Below are 21295 nucleotides of genomic sequence, written 5' to 3'. Positions count from 1 at the left end.
GCTTAATGGCTTCTCTTATAGCTGGGTCTGAGCCTGGCTATCTTTTTAGTGCAAAAAAATGGTATGATTGCCGCCATAAAATTTTCAGGTTAGAGGCTTGAAGGGTAATGCAAAAACGATTACCTGAAAAGTCCTCTGTTTATTTCGCGTACCAAATTGTAACCCATGGTACGTGGTTGCTTAACCCAAGAGGTGATAACTATGAGTGATCAATTCATTGATCAAGATCCGCAAGAAACGCAAGAGTGGCTCGATGCTTTAGAAGCTGTTGTTGAATTTGAAGGCGCTGAAAAAGCCCAGCATTTGATTGCAACTCTGATTGAAAAAGCCCGTGTTCACGGCATCGATATACCTTATTCTGCAAATACCCCCTACATCAACACCATCGCCCAAGAAGAACAAGCCAATTACCCAGGTGATTTGAGCATTGAACGTCGTGTGCGCTCAATTCTTCGTTGGAATGCCATGGCGATGGTCGTCAAAGCGAATAAGGCTACGAGTGTGGGCGGGCATATTGCCTCTTATGCCTCTAGTTGTACCCTGTATGAAGTTGGCATGAATCATTTCTTTAAGGGGCCTGATCACCCAGTTGGCGGTGATATGGTGTTTTTTCAAGGTCATACTGCGCCAGGTATGTATGCGCGTGCCTTTATGGAAGGACGCCTCAGTGAAGATCAATTAAACAACTTCCGCCAAGAAGTAGACGGTAACGGTCTATCTTCTTATCCTCACCCATGGCTGATGCCGGATTTTTGGCAATTCCCTACGGTATCGATGGGACTAGGTCCATTAATGGCTATTTACCAAGCACGTTTTATGAAATATATGGAAAAACGTGGTTTAGTCAAAACTGAAGGTAGAAAAGTTTGGGCCTTTTTAGGCGATGGCGAGATGGATGAACCGGAATCACGTGGCGCGATTCAATTAGCCCAGCGTGAGCATTTGGATAATTTAATTTTTGTAGTTAACTGTAACTTGCAGCGTCTTGATGGCCCTGTGCGTGGCAATGGCAAAATTATCCAGGAATTAGAAGGCATGTTCCGCGGTGCGGGCTGGAACGTGATCAAAGTATTGTGGGGTACCGGCTGGGATACTTTGTTAGCTAAAGACGTCACGGGTAAGTTGATTGAACGTATGGGCGAGGTTGTGGATGGCGAGTACCAGGCTTACAAAGCGAAAAGCGGTGCCTATGTGCGTGAACATTTTTTTGGTAAGTACCCAGAAACAGCTGCCTTGGTTAAGGATATGACTGATGATGAAATCTTCCGTCTAACCCGTGGTGGCCATTCACCGCGCAAAATCTACAATGCCTACAAGCGCGCGACTGAAACTAAAAATATGCCATCGGTTATTTTGGCTAAAACAGTTAAGGGTTATGGTATGGGCGAGTTTGGTGAGGCTGCCAATAGTGCCCATCAACAGAAAAAGCTTGATTTTGATGGCTTGAAGTATTTTCGTGACCGTTTCTCAGTACCGATTTCTGATGAGCAGCTAGAAACCAGCGTGCCTTTTTATCGTCCGGCAGACGATAGTCCGATTATGGAGTATGTTCGCGCTCGTCGTCAGGAACTGGGAGGTGCTTTGCCTTGTAGACAGGATAAAGCAGAAAGTTTGTCGGTGCCTGATTTAGCGGCTTTTAAAATGTTGCTAGACGGTACAGCTGACCGTGAAATGTCTTCAACCATGGCATTTGTGCGAATTCTATCTATTATTTTGCGTGATAAAGAGTTAGGCAAGCGAATCGTACCTATTATTCCCGATGAAGCTCGTACCTTCGGTATGGAAGGTTTGTTTAGACAAATTGGTATTTATGACCCAGCAGGTCAGTTGTATGAGCCGGTCGATCATGATCAATTGATGTGGTACAAAGAGTCGTCAAACGGCCAAGTGTTGGAAGAAGGCATTAATGAAGCGGGCGCCATGTCTTCATGGATTTCTGCTGCAACCGCCTATGCCAACTATGGTGTGGCGATGATTCCATTTTATATCTACTATTCGATGTTTGGCTTCCAACGTATTGGTGATTTGGCCTGGGCTGCAGGTGATTCACGGGCACGCGGTTTCTTAATTGGGGGTACGGCAGGACGCACAACCTTGGAAGGTGAAGGTTTACAGCATCAGGATGGTCACAACTTGGTGATGTTCGATGCGATTCCAAATTGCCTTAGCTATGACCCAACATTTGGTTATGAGATGGCGGTAATTATTCAAGATGGTTTGCGTCGAATGTTGACTGATAAAGAAGACGTGTTCTACTACATTACTGCAATGAATGAGAACTATAGCCATCCAGGTATGCCTGAAGGTGTTGAAGAGGGCATTCTAAAAGGGATTTATCCATTTAAACAATCAACTGCTAAAGCCAAACATCGTGTGCAATTGATGGGTTCAGGTACTATTTTCCGTGAAGTGATTGCAGCGGCAGAGCTGTTAGAAACTGAGTGGGATGTAGCTGCAGATATTTGGGGTGTGCCAAGCTTCAACCTATTGCGTCGTGATGGGATGGAAGTGACGCGCTGGAATACCCTGCATCCTGCTGCTGAGCCTAAGGTGCCTTATGTTACTCAAGTATTGGCTGACGCTGAAGGGCCCTTTATTGCCGCAACGGATTATATTCGTGATTATGCAAATCGCATTCGTGAATATGTGCCAGGTGACTATCACGTATTAGGAACAGATGGCTTTGGCCGCTCTGATACCCGTGAACAATTGCGTAAGTTTTTTGAAGTGAATCGATACTATATTGTACTTGAGGCGTTAAAAGCGTTAAAAGCTCAAGGCAAGATTAAAGCGGAGGTGCTTGAAAAAGCCATCGCTCAGTATGGTTTGGATGCGGAAAAGCCTTTCCCGATTCACGCATAATTAACGCTGATAGTTAAGGATATTAAGATGGCAAAAATACAGTTATTAGTCCCTGACATCGGCGATTTTGATAGCGTTGATGTGATTGAAGTATTGATTCAAGAAGGTGATCAGATTCAGCTTGATGACTCTGTGTTGACCTTGGAATCAGACAAGGCAACGATGGAAGTGCCTGCAACTTATGCCGGTAAGGTATCGAATTTGCAGGTTAAGGTAGGTGATAAGGTGGCAAAAGGCACCTATATCTGTGATCTTGAGGTTGCAGAAGCCAGCGAAGCCGCCACGCCAGTTATCGAAAAAGCGGTCGCACAAGCGCCTAAGCAAGATACTACATCAGTAGAGGCTGAGGTAACACCCAAGCTACATGAGCAAACTCACGCATCTAATGTGGGATTACCCATTGCGAGTTCTGTGGCCAACACCCCTAAGCCAGTTAATCGTCAAAGCAGTGGTGCCGTGCATCATGCTACGCCGGCGGTACGTGCGTTTGCAAGAGTACTTGGAGTTGAGTTGACCAAGGTTGCGGGTACGGGTAGCAAAGGGCGTATTCTAAAGTCAGATATTGAAGCCTTTGTAAAATCGGTTATGCAGTCCGGTAGTACGGCTGCGGTGACCGGCGGTAGCGGTATCCCAGCTGTGCCTATCATTGATTTTGCCCAGTTTGGGGCAATTGAAGAAATTGAGCTGAGCCGGATTAAAAAGATTTCTGGCAAACACCTTGCCACAGCTTGGCTCAATATTCCGCATGTTACCCAGTTTGATGAGTGCGATATTACCGATCTTGAACAGTTCCGTAAGGACATGAAGACACAGGCTGAAAAGGCCGGCGTTAAACTCACCCCGTTGGTGTTTATTATGAAAGCGGTGGTCGCTGGATTAAAAGCCTTCCCTAATTTCAATGCGTCTTTGTCGCCTGATGGACAAAAATTAATCCGTAAAAGCTATTTCAATATTGGTATTGCCGTCGATACGCCCAATGGTTTAGTAGTGCCAGTCGTGCGTGATGTGGATCAAAAATCTATCTTTGAACTATCGCGCGATTTAATGGAGTTGAGTGCCAAAGCACGCGACGGTAAGTTGTCACCTAAAGATCTCTCTGGTGGATGCTTTAGTATTTCAAGTTTGGGTGGCATTGGCGGCACACAATTTACACCGATTGTGAATGCACCTGAAGTGGCGATTATGGGTGTGTCGAAAGCCGCTATGCAGCCCGTATGGGATGGTGCTGCTTTTCAACCTCGCTTGATCATGCCCTTTAGTGTTTCTTATGATCATCGCGTGATTGATGGTGCCGAAGGGGTGCGTTTCACCCAGTTTGTTGGTCAGCATTTGGCGGATATTCGCCAGTTATTGCTTTAATAGATAGGAGCAAGTATGAGTCAAGTTGTTGAAATACGGGTTCCTGATATTGGCGATTTTGCGGACGTCGATATTATTGAAGTACTGGTGAATGTCGGTGATGAAGTCGTTCAAGATGATTCATTATTGACGCTTGAATCAGATAAAGCAACGATGGAAGTGCCTTCACCTTTTGCGGGTAAAGTGGTGGCTGTGACCGTAAAAGTGGGCGATAAGGTTCGTGCAGGCAGTGTTATTGGTCAGATGGAAATTGCTGATGAGCGACCTGCTCAACTAGCTGAAACAGCTGCAGCCGAGTCTGCACCAGCACAAGTTCAGTCAGCTACTGTGTCGTCGCAAGCACGTTCAAATCAAAACTTACCTGCTGCTGATAAAACAGCTGAAGTGGTGGTATTAGGCGGTGGACCCGGTGGTTATACCGCTGCTTTCCGTGCGGCTGACCTTGGCAAAAAAGTTATTCTAATAGAGCGTTATCCGGTCATTGGCGGCGTATGTTTAAATGTAGGCTGTATTCCGTCTAAAGCGCTGTTACACATGTCGGTGATTCTGAATGAGACTAAAGATATGGCGGCGCATGGTATTAGTTTTGCCGAACCCAGCATTGATCTTGATAAAATGCGTGCATACAAAAATAGCGTGATCACTAAACTGACCGGTGGTTTGGCTGCTTTGGCGAAACAACGAAAAGTTGAAGTGGTGACCGGTTATGGTAAGTTTAGCTCGGCTAATACAATTAGTGTGACAGCGGAAGACGGTTCAACACAAACCATCTCGTTTGAAAAAGCGATTATTGCCGCTGGCTCTCGCGTGATCAAGTTGCCATTTATTCCTCATGATGACCCTCGTGTAATGGACTCTACCGATGCACTTGAATTGGCCGAGATTCCAAAACGTTTATTAGTGATTGGTGGTGGCATTATTGGCTTAGAAATGGCTCAGGTTTACGATTCTTTGGGATCAAAAGTGACGATTGTTGAGTTGGGCGACACCATTATTCCCGGTGCGGATAAGGACATTAGTCGCCCGTTGTTAAAACGGATTAAATCGCGCTATGAAAATGTGTTTTTAAAATCTAAGGTCACGCATGTTGAAGCGTCAGAAGGCGGTTTAGTGGTGTCGTTTGAGGGCAAGGATTGTCCTACCCAAGACACCTTTGATCGCGTATTAGTCGCGGTTGGTCGAACCCCTAATGGTAAATTGATCGACGCTGAGCTTGCTGGTGTAGCGGTTAACGATTGGGGCTTTATCGAAGTCGATGAGCGTCAACAAACGAACGTACCTCACATCTATGCTATTGGTGATATTGTCGGGCAACCGATGTTGGCACATAAAGCGGTGCATGAAGGTAAAGTGGCTGCCGAAGTAATTTGTGGTTTACCCAGTGCCTTTACGCCGATGGGGATTCCTTCGGTCGCCTATACTGATCCAGAAGTAGCCTGGGCGGGTAAGACTGAAGACCAGCTCAAAGCCGAAGGGGTTGAATATGAAAAAGGGGCCTTCCCTTGGGCAGCATCAGGTCGCAGCTTAAGTATCGGGCGCGATGAAGGCTTAACTAAAGCCTTGTTCTGTGCCAAAACTCATCGCTTGTTGGGTGCGGGCATTGTCGGTACGAATGCGGGTGAGTTGATTGCTGAGGCCATGTTAGCGATTGAGATGGGTGCTGATATGCAGGATATTGGCTTAACCATTCATCCTCATCCTACCTTGAGTGAGACACTTGGTTTTGCCGCTGAAATGGCTGAAGGCACGATCACGGATTTGATAGCGCCTAAAAAGAAAAAATAATCTTTAGTTTGGCTAGTGTCCCATAATTGATTTATGGGACACACATTTGATTACAAGGTACACCAAGTCTGTGATAGATGAGGTTATAAGTCTTTGTTTTCACTTGGCATGTTTTGATCTGAAAAAAGTAAATCTATTTCTTCTTGGCTCAGATATTCAAAAGCATTAGCCTGTTTGGATGCCACTGCACTGGGTAAATCAAAATCTAAATGTTTAAGGTGTACTTCATTGAGTTTATTGGTGAAGTTGTTAAGCACCTGAATAACTTGCCCGCTAAGATCTCTATTTGTTTGTTCAAGAATGATGTCTTGAAGTTGGTGCATCCAGTTCACCTGTGTATCTCGTAACCTAGTTAAGTATTCGGCTAACTGATTATTTTTAGCTGCTTCAGAATAGTCTAGGTTGAGTTCGCGGATATCGGCTAAAATTGTCTCGGCTATTTGAATGGTTTGAAGTGAGGTTTCCTCGAGACGTTTGTCAAGATAATCTAAGCAAGTTTGGATTTTTTCTTGTGGACTTAATTCAGACATAGAAACCCTTCTAGAAGATTTTGATGTTATTAAACAATGTTAAGCATAGCCTAAGTGAAAACAAAATACGACTGATAAATTTATTGGCCACTAAATGACACTTCCCGTAGTTTTTGAATCAAATGAATTTGTTGTGTTGGATAAACCCGATGGGCTTAGTTTTCACTCTGAGCAACAACCAGGCCTGGTTGTATTGGCCGAGCGTCAACTTAATCAAACTCTCTATCCGGTACATCGTCTAGATAAGATGACATCCGGTTTAGTGATAATGGCTAAAACAGATCAAGTGGCTCGCCAATTTCAACAAATGTTTGAGCAAAGGTTGATCGAAAAATATTACTTAGCAATATCGACCCATAAACCCAAAAAAAAGCAGGGTTGGGTAAAAGGGGATATGGTTGCAAGTCGCCGAGGAAGCTGGCGTTTGAGCGTTGGTATGATGAATCCTGCTATAACCCAATTTATAAGTCTTGCAAGTCAACCTGGTGAACGCTTTTTCTTGGTTAAACCCCATACGGGTAAAACACATCAGATTCGGGTCGCTTTAAAAAGTTTAGGCGCGCCAATTGCCGGCGACATTCGATATCAGTTGGTGGCCGATGCTATGCAGGAGGAGCGGGGTTATTTGCATGCTTTTGCTTTGCGCTTTAGTTTAAATAACCATCAGTTTGAGTTTGTTCTTGCCCCTAGTTCTGGTCAGCGTTTTTTGGCGAATTCAACCTTTTTGACCGCGCAGCGTTGGGCTGAACCATGGATGCATTTTTGATAATCGGGATGGATTTCAATGACGCTTAAATATTGGCAAGATTTACCACTAAGATATTTAAATCATGAGCAGTGGGAAAACCTATGTGATGGGTGTGGGTTATGTTGTTTAATTAAGTTAGTTGATGAAGATACGGGTGAGTTAGCACATACTCGAGTTGCATGTCAGCTAATGGACATTAAAACAGGCCTCTGTAGTAACTATAGTCAACGAAAAAAATACGTACCAGAATGTGTTCAATTAGATATTAGTAAAGTTGCTGAGTTTGACTGGTTGCCTGAAACCTGTGCATATCGATTAAGATATCATGGTTTGCCTTTACCAGCTTGGCACCCACTAAACACGGGAAATAGAGAACAAGTTAAATATCATGGTTTGCAAAGTATCCCGGTGGTCTTGTCTGCACCGGGAATTGCACCAGAAGACTATGTTATTCAATTACATACTTGTAATATTTCTCATTAAGATAGGTAGCCACATCTAATACCTCGTCTTCAAACCATCCCGTGTTTAAGTTAACATTACAAAAGTTAACTGCTGCGATAAGTCGTTCAAAGCTGGGTGTTTTTGCTGTGCTGTAGGGGTTAGCAGCATGACAACTTAGGCAATTAGCATCTTTATGTAAAGATTCTCCTGCCCGCGGATCACCACTTTGTGCATTGACATGTGTTGCACTTGCTAGTAAAAGACTAGCGCTTAATAGTGTTAGAGCACGATTCATAAAATCCTCCGGTGTTGCATGGTTAAGGAAAAAGAAAATATCGCGTTAAAATTACAAGGGTTGCAGTTTTATTCTAGCCTTATGTGACAAAAAAAATCAAAAATAAACTAAAAAATAATTTATTGACCAATAAAACAGGATACCTCATGAGTGAACAAACGTTAATTAAGGGCAAGGATGCGAGCCTTGAAGCTTCATTACTAAAAATGCAGGCTATTTTTGATGATTTAGCGATCGATTTAGATAAGCAACAGTGGCTAAACCCAGCAGAAAATATTTATTCGTTACATATTTTTGATAAAGCTTGTCCGGCACTTTTTACCAATGGCAAAGGCGCAAGCCGCAAAGCGACGCAAGCGAGTGCAATGGGGGAGTATTTAGAGCGCCTGTCAACTAACTATTTTTTCTCTGATTATTATTTAACCCTGCGCGAAGAACGAGATGGTCAGCAGTTTAATGACTGGCTGTATTATCCCCATGATCGCCATTTTGCCCCAGAGGATTATCGCCAGGCTTTAACACCTGAACTGTGGCAAATCTATGATCCCCATCAGGAGCTTACCACACATCACTTGTTAAGTTTCAATGATACGAGTCCAATGATTCGCGCTATTGCTATGACGGAACAAACAACCAATGAGCGCGTCTATTTTCCAGTTAATATTTTGAGTAATTTATATGCCAGTAATGGTTTATCCGCAGGGAATACGCCATTAGAATCAGCCGTGCAGGGTTTGTCAGAAGTTTTTGAACGCTGGGTAAAAAATAAAATCCTGACTGAAAATATTTGCTTGCCTGAAGTGCCAGATGAGGTGATTGCAGGGTTTCCCGCGATTGCGCAAGCTATTGCAGATTTAAAAGCGCAAGGACTGGCAGTATCCGTGCGTGATGCGTCATTGGGCGGGCAGTTTCCGGTGATGAATGTCACATTATTTAATCCGAAAACAGGTCAGTGTTTTGCATCTTTTGGTGCGCATCCCTTATTCGAAGTGGCATTAGAACGTACGTTAACCGAATCCTTACAAGGGCGGCATTTGCAAAATCTCGATGGCTTTCAAACGCCTACGCTGGATCAGTTTGCTGTTGCGGAAGCAGAAAACTTAGAAAATCACTTTATTGATTCGTCTGGGTTAATCAATTTGCATATGTTGGCCAGTACACCTGATTATGCCTTTTGTGCCTGGGAGGGTGCCCAAACTACCGCAGGGCAGTGGTCTGAGCTGTTGGCTAAAGTAACCGGATTGGGTTTTAGGGTTTATCGCGCTGATTATCAACATCATGATTTTTGTGCGACGCGCTTGATTGTGCCAGGCATGTCAGAGGTCTATCCGATGGATGAATTGGTGCTTAAAAATCAAAATGATGGTCGTTTATTACGCGAAGCTTTATTTAGTGCCGAGCAAGGGGACTATGCCGCTGTGTTAAATGTGTTAGATCATGTGGGCTTTAGTGATCATCAAGGTGTGGCATCGCTTATTGGTTTAATGCCTGATCCTAACCAGGCCTGGTCGGCATTAAAAATAGCTGACCTACGTTTTTGGACCGAGCTGGCACTACAGGATTACGAAGCCGCGGCCGATTCACTTTATATTGCTAAGGCGTATGCGACAGCTGGCGCGGCAAGCTGGCAGCCTATTTATGAGTTAATGGATTTATGCTTAGCATTAAAACTTCAGGATAAACAATTTGTGCATTATGAAGCGACCCTAACACATTTGTTTGGTCAGGATGTTGTTGCTAAAGCTGTGCAGCATCTCAATGGTGAAGCAAGGTTTTGGGGATTATCATTGGGGCGTGCGATGTTTTTTGAAAGTCAGCGCCATCTAAGTATGCTAGCGGTATTGGATAAGGCACGTTCGGCTAAACAAGCGTTTGGTTATGCAGATTGAATCAGCGCGGGATAAAAAGCCTGGGTAATGGCTTTTTATCCCGCGATTTTTGAAATGATTAAAAACGGTAAATGAGCGACAGATTGGTTTCGCCATCCGTCTTTTTCGCATCACCTGGATTCGAGTTGTAACGATATTTGTAGCTAGCACTGACTGAGAATTTGCTATTTAGTGCCGCACGTAACCCGGTGTTGGTTTCCAATTTATATTGCTCTGGGCCTACAAAATACAGTAGGTCTTGTACAAAGCTATAGGTCTCATTAAATTGGTGGTCAAAGTCGAGTTTTAACCGTCCCGTTACTTGATCGAAATCATCATCTTTTTCGATAAATTTTACTGTTTGGTAACCTATACCGGCTTCACCTTTTAATAAGCTTGCATCAGTTCGATATAGTACGCGGCCTAAACCTACAGCAAAACTCAAATCTGAGTCGAGGTCGGCAAATTTGTCGCGCTCACCACGCGTATTAACGAAGGCATAAAAATCACGTGCTGCGTTAAGGTATTGATCAGCTTGTAAGTCAATGACATAGCGTTCAGAGGTGGTTTGATTGTTTTCAGAACGATATTGAACTTCCAAAAGACTTTTATATTCAGTCGTTTCTTGGATATAGTTAACACGCAGTCTCGCATTTAGGTTTTCACTGACCGTGTTGCCTGTACGACTATTGAAGCCCGCTTCTCCCATACCGTTCCAGCCTAGGGTGGGTGTTTTAGCCTGAGCTGTGAGCGGTGTTAATAAGCCAACAGTGATCAGGCCGGCTAAGAGTGTTTTTGGATTGGTTTTAAACATACATAGTTCCTATTTTGAGCAGTAAATTAAAATCGATGTGCAGTATAACAAGCTTAACGAGGAGGTCAAATTTGCAAAAATTTGATACTATAAGCGGATTACTACAGACGGGATGGAACCATGAAGTTCGATTTTTTAGATTTTGAGCAACCCATTGCTGAGCTTGAGGCCAAGATTGATGAGTTGCGCCACCTTGAAGGCAACCAGGATTTTGATTTAATTCAAGAGATCAAATCATTAGAAGCCAAAAGTCAGGCCTTAACCGAATCGATTTTTAAAAACTTGTCTGATTGGCAAATATCGCAACTTGCCCGTCACCCGCAACGTCCTTATACCTTTGATTATGTTAAAAATATTTTGACTGATTTTGAAGAGTTGCATGGTGATCGTGCTTTTGCTGATGACAAGGCGATTGTGGGTGGATTAGCGCGACTAGATGGTCAGCCTGTGATGGTTATTGGGCAGCAAAAAGGACGTGATACCAAAGAAAAAATCCGTCGTAATTTTGGTATGCCACGACCGGAGGGCTATCGCAAGGCTTTAAGACTGATGAAAATGGCCGAGCGCTTTAGTATGCCGATCTTAACGTTTATTGATACGCCCGGTGCTTATCCCGGTATTGATGCTGAGGAGCGTGGCCAAAGTGAGGCGATTGCTCGCAACTTAATTGAAATGGCCGAACTACGTGTACCGATTATTTGTACCGTGATAGGTGAGGGTGGGTCTGGTGGTGCGCTTGCAATCGGTGTGGGCGACAAGACGATTATGATGCAATATAGTACTTATTCGGTTATTTCACCAGAGGGGTGTGCGTCTATCCTATGGAAAAGTGCCGCGCATGCTGCGGATGCGGCGGCAGCGCTTGGCGTGACGGCACAGCGTCTTAAGTCACTTGGGTTAATTGATGCTATTGTGCCAGAACCACTTGGCGGTGCGCATCGTGCGCCTAAGCAAGCAGCAGATAGTTTGAAAAAAATACTTATTGAGGAATTGGCGCGCTTAAAATCTATGCCAATTGATAGCTTGTTAGCCGAACGCTACCAGCGTTATATGAGTTATGGTAACGTTGAGCTCTGAGCTTAATCAGGCGTTTGAGCATTTTTTTCAACAACTTCGTCAAGTCGCCGACCCCATTCCGCGACTGGTGGTGGCATGGAGTGGTGGATTAGATTCCTCCGTCTTATTGCATGCCCTCAAGCAGTACACGACGCGCTTTTCGGTATCTGTCAGTTTATCTAGCGTTCATGTCAATCATGGTTTAAATGAATCGGCTGACCAGTGGCAACAGCATTGTGAGCAACTTGCTCAGGTCTGGCAGGTTGAGCATCAAACTCTACGCCTTGATTTAAAAGATGGCGCAAATATCGAGGCGCGTGCTAGAGCAGCGCGATACCAAGCCTTGGCAAATATTTTAGCTAACCAGGCCTGCTTGCTAACGGCACATCATCAACAGGATCAAGCTGAAACCGTTTTAGCAAGGTTGCTGAAAGGGGCTGGAATACAAGGCTTGACTGGTATGCGGTTATTACGACCTTTAGGTGTTCAGCCGAATAAGCCAAATCAGCTGTTGGGACGGCCGCTGTTAAATGTGAGTCAGGCAGCACTGCAAGATTATGCTGAGCGTTGTGGTCTCGTCTGGGTAACTGACCCGATGAATAATGACCAACATTATGAACGGGTATTTATGCGTGAAACGCTATGGCCCGTTTTGAATCAACGTTACACTGAGCCAGCTCAATCAATCACCATGTCCGCAAGGCTTCTACAAGAGCATCATGAACTCTTAGCAGAGTATCAGCAGCAGGATTGGCAGGCCTGGTCACCGAGTTCTCAGCGGTTTGATTGGGTGTTTCTCAGTCAATTGAGTTGGCCACGTCAGCAGGCTTTAATTGCGCGGTGGTTTGATGAGTTTCATGGTTTGCGTTTACGTCAGCATCATTGGCAATGGTTTGCCCAGCAGGTTGGTTCGGCAGCCAATGATAAGCACCCGCAAACACAGGTTGCGGGCAAGCCCATGCAGCGCTATCGCAATCATATTTACTACCCTGCGCATGTCCCCATGTTTCACCTCAGGTTTGATGAACCTTTAGCGTTGCAAACCTGGTTAATCAAACATTGGCCTTGGGTGGGTTCAGATTTCACAGTTCCGCAATGTCCACTCCTATTACGCAATCGGACACCAACTGATGGCTTTGGCGGCGTAAGTTTAAAGAAATGGTTTCAAAGTCGGGCTGTGCCTCCTTGGATACGGGAAGCATGGCCGGTCGTTGAAAACGAGCAAGGTTGTTATTTGTTGGGCGTGAATTAAATTGAAGCCTAGGGGTTTTTAAGCTAAAATGCATTTCCATTCTAAGCTATAAAGTTTTTGCACTTTTTTTAAATCGCAAAATCAATAGCGTTTCTTGCATCCTCAAGTTTTTTACAAAGTGTGTGTAATGACCAAATATATTTTTGTTACCGGCGGTGTGGTTTCTTCATTAGGTAAGGGCATAGCGGCGGCGGCGCTGGGTGCGTTATTAGAGGCACGTGGCCTTCGAGTAAGCATGTTAAAAATGGATCCGTACATTAATGTTGATCCAGGTACGATGAGTCCATTGCAGCACGGTGAAGTTTTTGTAACCGATGATGGTGCTGAAACAGACCTGGATTTAGGTCATTACGAACGTTTTGTGCAACGTAATTTTAGTCGTGCCAATTCCTTTTCAACCGGTCAAGTCTATGAAACCGTGATTCGTCGTGAGCGTCGTGGCGATTATTTGGGTGGCACGGTACAAGTCATCCCGCACATTACCGATGAAATTAAACAGCGTATACGTCAAGCAGCGGGTGATGCCGATGTTGCGTTAGTTGAAGTCGGCGGCACCGTTGGTGATATTGAATCCTTGCCTTTTTTAGAAGCGATTAGACAAATGGGTGTAGAAGTAGGTCGCGATAATGCGATGTTTATGCACTTAACCTTGTTGCCTTATATAGCGGTTGCTGGTGAAGTTAAAACCAAGCCTACACAACACTCGGTTAAAGAGCTGCGCTCGATTGGTATTCAGCCCGATGTCCTAATTTGTCGTTCAGAAATTCCTTTAGCAGACGCTGAAAGACGCAAGATTGCGTTATTTACCAATGTGGAAGAGCGCGCAGTGATTAACTCGGTTGATGCAAAATCAATTTATCAAGTGCCTAGAATGTTGCATGAACAAGGCATGGATGAACTCGTTGTCAAACGTTTAGGATTGATAGGTTCTAAAGCATTGGATTTAAGTGACTGGGATCGTGTCGTCCATGCCCAGTTAAACCCACAGACGGATGTCAATATTGCCATGGTTGGCAAATATGTCGATTTAACCGAAGCTTACAAGTCTTTAATCGAAGCTTTACTTCATGCCGGTATTCATTCAGCTACCAAGGTTAATATTCATTACCTTGATTCTGAAGAGTTAGAAAAGAAAGGTATCGCAAAACTTGAAAGTATGGATGCGATCCTAGTGCCTGGTGGATTTGGTGAGCGTGGTGTAGAAGGTAAAATCCTAGCGATTAAATATGCGCGTGAATCTCGCAAGCCATACCTTGGTATTTGTTTAGGTATGCAAATGGCGGTGGTTGAATATGCTCGTCATGTTGCGGGTCTGACAGGTGCGCATAGTACCGAGTTAAACCCAAATACGCCTCATCCTGTGGTCGCTTTAATTACCGAATGGACAGATGAGCAGGGTGCCACTGTGGCGCGTTCGGCGCAATCTGATTTAGGTGGCACGATGCGGCTTGGCGGACAAAATTGTAATGTTAAGTCAGATACTAAACTTGCAGAAATCTATGGTCAAGCTGTTATTCGTGAACGTCATCGTCATCGCTATGAAATGAACGAAGGTTATGTTGCTCGCCTAGAAGCAGCAGGCCTGGTATTCTCGGCCCATTCGGCGGATGGTAATTTGGTTGAGTCGATCGAAATTCCTGACCACCCATGGTTTGTTGCTTGCCAATTTCACCCTGAATTCACCTCAACGCCGCGCAATGGTCACCCATTATTTAGTGCATTTGTTTCAGCGGCACTTACAGCTAAACAAAAAGGATAGCTATGCAACTATGCGGTTTTAATGTAGGTATTGATCAACCTTTTTTTCTGATTGCGGGCCCCTGTGTTATTGAGTCAGAACAACTTGCTATTGATACAGCAGGCAAGTTAAAAGAGTTGACGTCACAATTAGGCATTCCCTTTATTTTTAAGTCTTCGTATGACAAGGCTAATCGTTCTTCAACAGCGAGTTTTCGTGGTTTAGGGATTGATGAGGGTTTGCGTATTTTACAAAAAGTTAAAGATGAAATCGGTGTGCCGGTCCTAACTGATGTTCATGAAGATACGCCGTTGGCCGAAGTGGCATCAGTGGTTGACGTTATGCAAACGCCCGCGTTTTTAGTTCGTCAAACTAACTTTATTCAAAATGTCTGTCGCCAAGGACTGCCGGTTAATATTAAAAAAGGCCAATTTCAAGCGCCTTGGGATATGGACCAAGTGGTCGCGAAAGCGCGCGAAGTAGGCAATGAGCAGATCATGGTTTGTGATCGTGGTACATCTTTTGGTTATAACACACTCATTTCCGATATGCGTGGTTTAGCCTCTATGCGTCGTACTGGTTGCCCAGTGGTGTTTGATGCGACTCATTCTGTCCAGCAACCTGGTGGGCAGGGCTCTACATCAGGTGGGCAACGTGAGTTTGTGCCCGTGCTAGCCCGTGCGGCCATAGCAGCCGGGGTCGCTGGTATTTTCATGGAGACCCATCCAGATCCAGCGAATGCTAAAAGCGATGGCCCTAATATGTGGCCACTCGACAACTTACAGCCGGTTTTAGCGGTGTTAAAAGCATTGGATGATGTAGTCAAAGAGCAAGGTTTTATTGAACAAAGTCTGATCGGTTAATGCAGAATTTTGTTTGGTGTTGAAGTTTTTTTATTTGTTACTCAAAAGGTTAAAAAATGTCATTGATTAAAGAAATCAAAGCGCGTCAAATTATCGATTCACGTGGTAATCCCACTGTAGAAGCGGATGTGATTTTAGCATGCGGTGCGGTCGGTCGCGCTGCCTCACCTTCTGGCGCTTCAACCGGTTCACGCGAAGCGATTGAGCTGCGTGATGGTGACAAGTCTGTGTTCATGGGCAAAGGTGTCATGAATGCGGTCAACAATATTAAAAATGAAATTGCCCCAGCCTTAGTCGGTAAAGATGCGACACAGCAAGCTTATATCGACCAAATCATGATTGATTTGGATGGTACGCACAATAAAGCGCGTTTAGGTGCCAACGCAATTCTAGCGGTGTCGATGGCTTGTGCCAAAGCAGCGGCGATTTCAAAAGGTCAAGCCCTGTTTGAATACCTAAAAAATGACAACTATCGTATGCCGGTACCGATGATGAACATTATCAACGGCGGTGAGCACGCGGATAACAGCGTTGATTTCCAAGAGTTTATGATTATGCCAGTGGGTGCCCCCAGCTTGTCTGAAGCGCTACGTTACGGCGCAGAAGTCTTCCATACCTTGAAAAAAGTGTTGCACGACAAGGGCTATAACACTGCAGTGGGTGACGAAGGTGGTTTTGCCCCAGATCTAAAATCAAACGAAGAAGCGATTACCGTTATCCTAGAAGCGATTGAAAAAGCCGGTTATGTGCCTGGTAAAGACATCATGATCGCACTTGATGTGGCCGCGTCTGAACTTTATAAAGACGGTAACTATGTGTTAGCGTCAGAAGGCCGTACCCTAACCAGCGCAGAAATGGTTGATTTTTACGCCGACTGGTGTGCGAAGTACCCAATTATCTCCATCGAAGATGGTTTTGATGAAAGCGATTGGGATGGCTTTAAAATGCAAACCGAGCGTTTAGGTAAAAGCGTACAATTGGTCGGTGACGACTTGTTTGTAACTAACACCAAAATCTTAAAAGAAGGTATTGAGAAGGGTATTGCTAACTCTATTTTGATCAAGGTTAACCAAATCGGTACGCTAACTGAAACTATGAATGCGATTCAAATGGCAAAAGATGCCGGTTATACCGCGGTCATTTCGCATCGTTCAGGTGAAACCGAAGATGCGACCATCGCCGATATTGCCGTAGCGACAGGCGCGGGTCAAATTAAAACCGGTTCGATGTCACGTTCAGACCGTATTGCTAAATACAATCAGTTGATTCGTATTGAGGAAGCCTTGAACGAAGCTGGTGGTGCGGTTTACCCTGGCAAATCCGCTTTTTACAATCTTAAGTAAGGTTGGATAGTGTGAAGCGCGCATGGCTAAATTTTGCTTTAGTTGTGGCGCTTTTTTGGATGTCATTTAGTTTATTGTCATCAAAAGGCGGCTGGGGTGAGCGCCTTTTTTTGCAAGACCGTCTAAGTGGTTTGCAAGCTGATCTTGCGCAGCAAGAGTCCTATAATGCGGTACTCCGTGAGCATTTAGATAGCCTTTATTCCAGCCAACATGCTATTGAAACAGTAGCACGTTATAGGTTGGGCATGATTCAACAAGGCGAGATTTTTGTTCAGTTTTTAATTGAGCGTCCCGAACAAGTTTCCAGTACACCTGCAGAGTCATCGATAGAACAACCTATAGAAAGTCCCTTACCATTTAATCCCATCGAATAGTGTTTATTAAACCTGATTGTTTGATCGTTGTTTTTTAAATAGTATGTAAAGTGCACCCGTGCCACCGTCTTTCGGCAGGGCTGAGCAAAACCCTAATAATGATGGAAAACTTTCCAGTATCTCTATTACACGTTGTTTTAGGATCGGCCCAGCATCAGAGTTGTAGCCTTTGCCATGAATGATCAAGACAAATCGAGCACCTTGATGTAATTTTTCCCGCAGAAAAGTATTTAAAGTCTGTGTTGCTTGATCCTGTGTCATACCATGAAGATCCAGCATGCCCTGATGGGTGTAGTGACCGTGCTTAAGTTTTTGAATATCTTGTGGTCTTAGACTTGGGTCGAACCAGCTAATGGCACCCGAGGGCGAGTTTGCTATGTCTCGGTTAACACTATGGCTAACGCTTGCAAGTTGATTAAGTCTGGTGCGCCGTTGTATTTTTTTTATGACTTGTGCAGGGTTTGATTTGCTTGAATGTTTTGTTTCTTGTTTATTTTGCAACGGCTTTAATGGTTTTACATCAGCAAAAGCCTGTTCAAGTAGGAATTTATCTTCTTTAGATAGGTCAGACACTTTATAATTCTCTCAACTTCGATATTACCTCTCTAGAGGCAAGGACTGCAGCAGATGCGCATATTACTTTCAAATGATGATGGTTACTTAGCACCCGGTATTCAAACACTATTTCAATTTTTAAACAACCATGAGAAGGTTCGTGACTGTGTCATGATTGCGCCTGATCGCAACCGCAGCGCGGCCAGCAATTCCTTAACCTTAACTCATCCTTTGCGTATTCATCATTATGCGCCCAAAATCTTGAGCGTGGACGGTACTCCAACAGATTGCGTTCATTTGGGTATTAATGGTGCACTTGATTACCAAGCTGATATGGTCATGTCGGGTATCAATGAAGGTGCCAATATGGGGGATGATGTGCTTTACTCTGGGACGGTGGCTGCAGCAACAGAAGGTCGTTTTTTAGGTTTGCCTGCTATCGCGGTTTCTTTGTGCGGTCATCAACACTATGATGCAGCGGCTCAAGTGGTGGGGGTATTACTCAATAAACTACCTGGCTTAAAGTTGGATCGTAATACAGTATTGAATGTTAATGTACCAGACATTCCGTTCAAGCAGATTCGTGGCATTCAAATTACTCGATTAGGCAAACGCCATGCATCAGAACCGGTGGTATCATCGCGTGATCCACGTGGAAAGCTTATTCATTGGATTGGTCCGGCTGGTCAAGCCGCAGATGCGGGTCAAGGCACCGATTTTTATGCTGTGGAAAGAGGGTATGTCTCCATCACACCGCTTCAAATTGATTTAACCCACTATAGAATGCTTGAGCCACTTGCTGATTGGCTAAACAGCTAAATTTACTTCAAGGTTCGCTTCGATGAGTGTATTAAAAGAGTCACTGGCCTATCCTAGTCCTGCATATCAAAAACTGCAGGGGATGGGGCTGACTTCACAGCGTAGACGCGATCAAATGATACTACGTTTGGAACAACAATCTCATTTGCGCCTTGACCCGGAGGTTTTGCGAGCCATGCGCCATACACCTAGGCACCTATTCGTTGATGAAGCGCTAGCTCAACGCGTTTATGAGGACTGTTCATTACCTATTGGTTATGGTCAAACCTTGTCGCATCCCCGTACGGTAGCTATGATGACCTCTTGGTTAAATCGAGATGATTTTTTATTACAGCAAAAGATTTTAGAGATTGGAACAGGTTCAGGCTATCAAACAGCGGTGTTAGCCTGGTTTAGTAACAAGCTTTATTCGGTTGAACGCATTGAGCCTCTACAAGCGCTTGCTAAAAAGCGCTTAGCCACCTTGGGTAAAACTCACGTAACCTATGCCCTAGCAGACGGTGAGTTGGGTTGGGCGTTGTTTAGTCCATATCCGGCCATTTTATGTGCCGCTGCAGCGGCTAATGTGCCTGAATCCTTGCTGGCACAATTAGCTAATGGTGGACGCTTAGTTTTGCCAATTGGTGAAGCCAATCAACGTCTGGTTGGTATAGAAAAAGATCAGTATGGGCGAATTACCCAAACCGATTTGGGTGAAGCACAATTTGTCCCATTGCTATCAGGATTGCATGAATGAAATTATTTGGTCCCTTATATGATTTAGTTTTGAGCTGGTCGCGTCATCGCCATGCTCCGCGCTATTTAGCTGGGATGAGTTTTGCGGAATCGTCTTTTTTTCCAATCCCCCCGGATGTGATGCTCATGCCAATGAGTTTAGCACGGCCAGAAAAAGCGATGTATTTTGCCTGGTTGACCACATTATTTTCGGTATTGGGTGGGGTGTTGGGCTATTTAATCGGCATGTGGTTATTAGAATGGGTTTGGCCACTAATCGAACGGGTAGGCTATGCGCCTTATTATGATGTCATGGTGGAGTTGTTTGCTGAATATGGAATTTGGATCATACTTGTTGCTGGTTTTAGTCCGTTGCCCTATAAAATGTTTACGATTACCGCTGGCGCAACAGGTATGGCCTTATTGCCTTTTATTATCGCTTCGGTGATAGGGCGGGGCGCACGTTTCTTTTTAGTGGCCAGCTTAATGAAATGGGGTGGTGTGAAAATGGAGCCCTTTATACGTAAGTGGGTTGAGTGGTTGGGTTGGGCATTTGTGTTGGTCGTTTTTGGGTTTATAGCTTACAAACTTTTATAGGGTGCAAAGAGTATGACAGCATTATCTCTGAAATTAATGGCTATATTGGTGATAGCAGGCCTGCTAGCAGGTTGTGGCCAAGCACCTCGTGCGTATTTAGATGATAAGGATCGGCGATTGGCTGCACAAACAAGCCAGTCGGCTGACTCTAACGCCACAAAAGCGGATGCGGGAACGTCAAATCGGGGTTTTTTCGCACGTTTTCGTTCACCCTGTTCCGTTAAAGAAGGTTATGAAGTCCAGCCAGGTGATACCTTGGGTGAAATTGCACTGAAATGCGAGTTGCCCCTTCAGGAGTTAGCTGGTTGGAATGGATTGGCCGAACCCTATATTATTTTTCCAGGACAGCGTTTGCGCTTGGCGGCCGATGCGCCGACACCTGCACCCTCAACGACAGCTACAACGAACGCTCAAACAGCCACGCGCACTGCTCCAGCGCCCACAACCGCAAAGCCTGCTGCGTCTGGCGCATTGAATTGGGTATGGCCTACGCCACGTTATGACGATTTTCAATGGCAAAAAGATAGTGTTGGTCGAGAAGGGTTAATTATTCGTCTGGCTCCCGGTCAAGATGTTATAGCGGTAGAGGCGGGTGAGGTGATGTTTGCGGGCGAGAGTATCAGTCAGTTTGGGCAAATGGTAATGATCCGCCATCGAGATGGGTTTATGACCGTTTATGCGCACAATCGTCGTTTGCTTGTGATCGAAGGACAGCCGGTTATCCGTGGTCAGAAAATCGCCGAATCTGGGCAGTCAGGGACTGCACAACAACCACAACTCTATTTTGAACTGCGCAAAGATAATCAAAAGGTGGACGTCAGTCAATTTCTGCGTCCACCACGAGCACGTTAAGTTAGTCGTGACTTGGCGCCATGATCAGCGCGATGACGACTTCGCGGTCTTCAGTGGTTAAAATGTTATAGGTTCGACATGCGGCGTCGTTACTCATCACTTCTAGGCTGATGCCGCGTTCGATAAAAAATTGCATCACAGTAACCGGGGGAAATATTTGGCGTTCCCCTGTGCCTAAAATTAATACCTCAGGTTTAAGATCGCTTAGTATTGACAGGTTTTGCTCATTAAGATCATCAAGTTGCGAAACCGACCAATCAAGTAGCAAATGATGCTGGCTAATCACGCAACTTTGGCTTATCACTTGTTGATTAACGCGCACACGGTTTGGTTCGTAGCTACGAATGCGATTAACCCCTGGATTTAAGTGTTCAGTAAACTTCATCGGATTCCCTTGAATACAAAATACATATCAGGATTTTACCTT

At 44.7% G+C, this 21295-nt stretch carries 21 protein-coding genes; 16 read left to right on the top strand and 5 right to left on the bottom strand.

The features are described from left to right. Positions 1-201: 201 nt before the first annotated feature. From aceE to lpdA, 3 genes are read left to right on the top strand one after another with little or no spacing between them, the layout of a single operon-like run. The gene (gene aceE, locus THIAE_RS05395) at positions 202-2862 is read left to right on the top strand and encodes a pyruvate dehydrogenase (acetyl-transferring), homodimeric type (protein WP_006460391.1); all 2661 of its coding nucleotides are present in this window, start codon (positions 202-204) and stop codon (positions 2860-2862) included. 27 nt (positions 2863-2889) lie between these two features. Next, on the top strand, positions 2890-4221 hold the full coding sequence (gene aceF / locus THIAE_RS05390) for a dihydrolipoyllysine-residue acetyltransferase (RefSeq protein ID WP_006460390.1): 1332 nt from the start codon (positions 2890-2892) through the stop codon (positions 4219-4221). 15 nt (positions 4222-4236) lie between these two features. After that, the gene (lpdA, locus tag THIAE_RS05385) at positions 4237-6006 is read left to right on the top strand and encodes a dihydrolipoyl dehydrogenase (RefSeq protein WP_006460389.1); all 1770 of its coding nucleotides are present in this window, start codon (positions 4237-4239) and stop codon (positions 6004-6006) included. Between the two features lie 83 nt (positions 6007-6089). Here the strand turns inward: lpdA and THIAE_RS05380 are convergent, their stop codons facing one another. Continuing rightward, positions 6090-6536 carry a hypothetical protein gene (locus THIAE_RS05380; RefSeq protein ID WP_006460388.1) on the bottom strand — a complete coding sequence of 149 codons (447 nt, stop codon included), beginning with the start codon at positions 6534-6536 and terminating at the stop codon, positions 6090-6092. Positions 6537-6630: 94 nt separating this feature from the next. Between THIAE_RS05380 and THIAE_RS05375 the strand changes: the two genes are divergently transcribed. Continuing rightward, the gene (locus THIAE_RS05375; RefSeq protein ID WP_006460387.1) at positions 6631-7302 is read left to right on the top strand and encodes a TIGR01621 family pseudouridine synthase; all 672 of its coding nucleotides are present in this window, start codon (positions 6631-6633) and stop codon (positions 7300-7302) included. A gap of 18 nt (positions 7303-7320) precedes the next feature. After that, positions 7321-7767, top strand: coding sequence for a YcgN family cysteine cluster protein (locus tag THIAE_RS05370; protein ID WP_006460386.1), 447 nt, complete (start codon positions 7321-7323; stop codon positions 7765-7767). Here the strand turns inward: THIAE_RS05370 and THIAE_RS05365 are convergent. Beyond that, on the bottom strand, positions 7733-8023 hold the full coding sequence (locus tag THIAE_RS05365) for a hypothetical protein (protein WP_006460385.1): 291 nt from the start codon (positions 8021-8023) through the stop codon (positions 7733-7735). The genes THIAE_RS05370 and THIAE_RS05365 overlap by 35 nt on opposite strands. Positions 8024-8169: 146 nt before the next feature. Here THIAE_RS05365 and ycaO point away from each other — a divergent pair, with 146 nt between their 5' ends. Next, positions 8170-9912, top strand: coding sequence for a 30S ribosomal protein S12 methylthiotransferase accessory factor YcaO (ycaO, locus tag THIAE_RS05360; protein WP_006460384.1), 1743 nt, complete (start codon positions 8170-8172; stop codon positions 9910-9912). A 58-nt stretch (positions 9913-9970) separates the two neighbouring features. Here the strand turns inward: ycaO and THIAE_RS05355 are convergent, their stop codons facing one another. After that, a complete protein-coding gene (locus THIAE_RS05355; protein WP_006460383.1) occupies positions 9971-10705 on the bottom strand; it encodes a DUF481 domain-containing protein in 735 nt (244 codons plus the stop codon). Positions 10706-10825: 120 nt separating this feature from the next. Between THIAE_RS05355 and THIAE_RS05350 the strand changes: the two genes are divergently transcribed. From THIAE_RS05350 to THIAE_RS05325, 6 genes are all read left to right on the top strand, one after another. After that, the gene (locus THIAE_RS05350) at positions 10826-11782 is read left to right on the top strand and encodes an acetyl-CoA carboxylase carboxyltransferase subunit alpha (RefSeq protein ID WP_006460382.1); all 957 of its coding nucleotides are present in this window, start codon (positions 10826-10828) and stop codon (positions 11780-11782) included. After that, a complete protein-coding gene (gene tilS, locus THIAE_RS05345; RefSeq protein WP_006460381.1) occupies positions 11763-13013 on the top strand; it encodes a tRNA lysidine(34) synthetase TilS in 1251 nt (416 codons plus the stop codon). Before THIAE_RS05350 ends, tilS begins: the two co-directional genes overlap by 20 nt. A gap of 127 nt (positions 13014-13140) precedes the next feature. Next, positions 13141-14772, top strand: coding sequence for a CTP synthase (locus THIAE_RS05340; protein WP_006460380.1), 1632 nt, complete (start codon positions 13141-13143; stop codon positions 14770-14772). 2 nt (positions 14773-14774) lie between these two features. Then, positions 14775-15614, top strand: coding sequence for a 3-deoxy-8-phosphooctulonate synthase (kdsA, locus tag THIAE_RS05335; protein ID WP_006460379.1), 840 nt, complete (start codon positions 14775-14777; stop codon positions 15612-15614). Positions 15615-15670: 56 nt separating this feature from the next. Further along, positions 15671-16957 (top strand): phosphopyruvate hydratase, encoded by a 1287-nt coding sequence (gene eno / locus THIAE_RS05330; RefSeq protein ID WP_006460378.1) that lies wholly within the window; start codon positions 15671-15673, stop codon positions 16955-16957. Positions 16958-17016: 59 nt separating this feature from the next. Next, positions 17017-17331: an FtsB family cell division protein gene (locus THIAE_RS05325; RefSeq protein ID WP_084332781.1), complete on the top strand. Its 315-nt coding sequence runs from the start codon at positions 17017-17019 to the stop codon at positions 17329-17331. A gap of 6 nt (positions 17332-17337) precedes the next feature. On the opposite strand, the gene THIAE_RS10560 is transcribed toward THIAE_RS05325, so the two are convergent. Further along, positions 17338-17904, bottom strand: coding sequence for a Smr/MutS family protein (locus THIAE_RS10560; RefSeq protein WP_006460376.1), 567 nt, complete (start codon positions 17902-17904; stop codon positions 17338-17340). A gap of 54 nt (positions 17905-17958) precedes the next feature. Here THIAE_RS10560 and surE point away from each other — a divergent pair, with 54 nt between their 5' ends. The 4 genes from surE to THIAE_RS05300 are packed head-to-tail and all read left to right on the top strand — an operon-like array spanning position 17959 to position 20868. Continuing rightward, positions 17959-18705, top strand: a complete 747-nt coding sequence (gene surE / locus THIAE_RS05315; RefSeq protein ID WP_006460375.1) for a 5'/3'-nucleotidase SurE — start codon at positions 17959-17961, stop codon at positions 18703-18705. Between the two features lie 22 nt (positions 18706-18727). Next, a complete protein-coding gene (locus THIAE_RS05310; RefSeq protein WP_006460374.1) occupies positions 18728-19441 on the top strand; it encodes a protein-L-isoaspartate(D-aspartate) O-methyltransferase in 714 nt (237 codons plus the stop codon). Then, complete coding sequence (locus THIAE_RS05305; RefSeq protein WP_006460373.1) at positions 19438-20016, top strand: YqaA family protein; 579 nt, start codon at positions 19438-19440, stop codon at positions 20014-20016. The genes THIAE_RS05310 and THIAE_RS05305 overlap by 4 nt, the downstream gene beginning before the upstream one ends. 12 nt (positions 20017-20028) lie before the next feature. Continuing rightward, on the top strand, positions 20029-20868 hold the full coding sequence (locus THIAE_RS05300) for a M23 family metallopeptidase (RefSeq protein WP_006460372.1): 840 nt from the start codon (positions 20029-20031) through the stop codon (positions 20866-20868). 1 nt (position 20869) lies between these two features. Here the strand turns inward: THIAE_RS05300 and THIAE_RS05295 are convergent, their stop codons facing one another. Then, positions 20870-21253: an Mth938-like domain-containing protein gene (locus tag THIAE_RS05295; protein WP_006460371.1), complete on the bottom strand. Its 384-nt coding sequence runs from the start codon at positions 21251-21253 to the stop codon at positions 20870-20872. Positions 21254-21295 lie beyond the last annotated feature (42 nt).

Source organism: Thiomicrospira aerophila AL3 (assembly GCF_000227665.2).
GTDB classification, from domain to species: Bacteria; Pseudomonadota; Gammaproteobacteria; order Thiomicrospirales; family Thiomicrospiraceae; genus Thiomicrospira; species Thiomicrospira aerophila.
The sequence above is the reverse complement of the archived record's forward strand: the minus strand, read 5'-3'. Positions and strand labels throughout refer to the sequence as shown.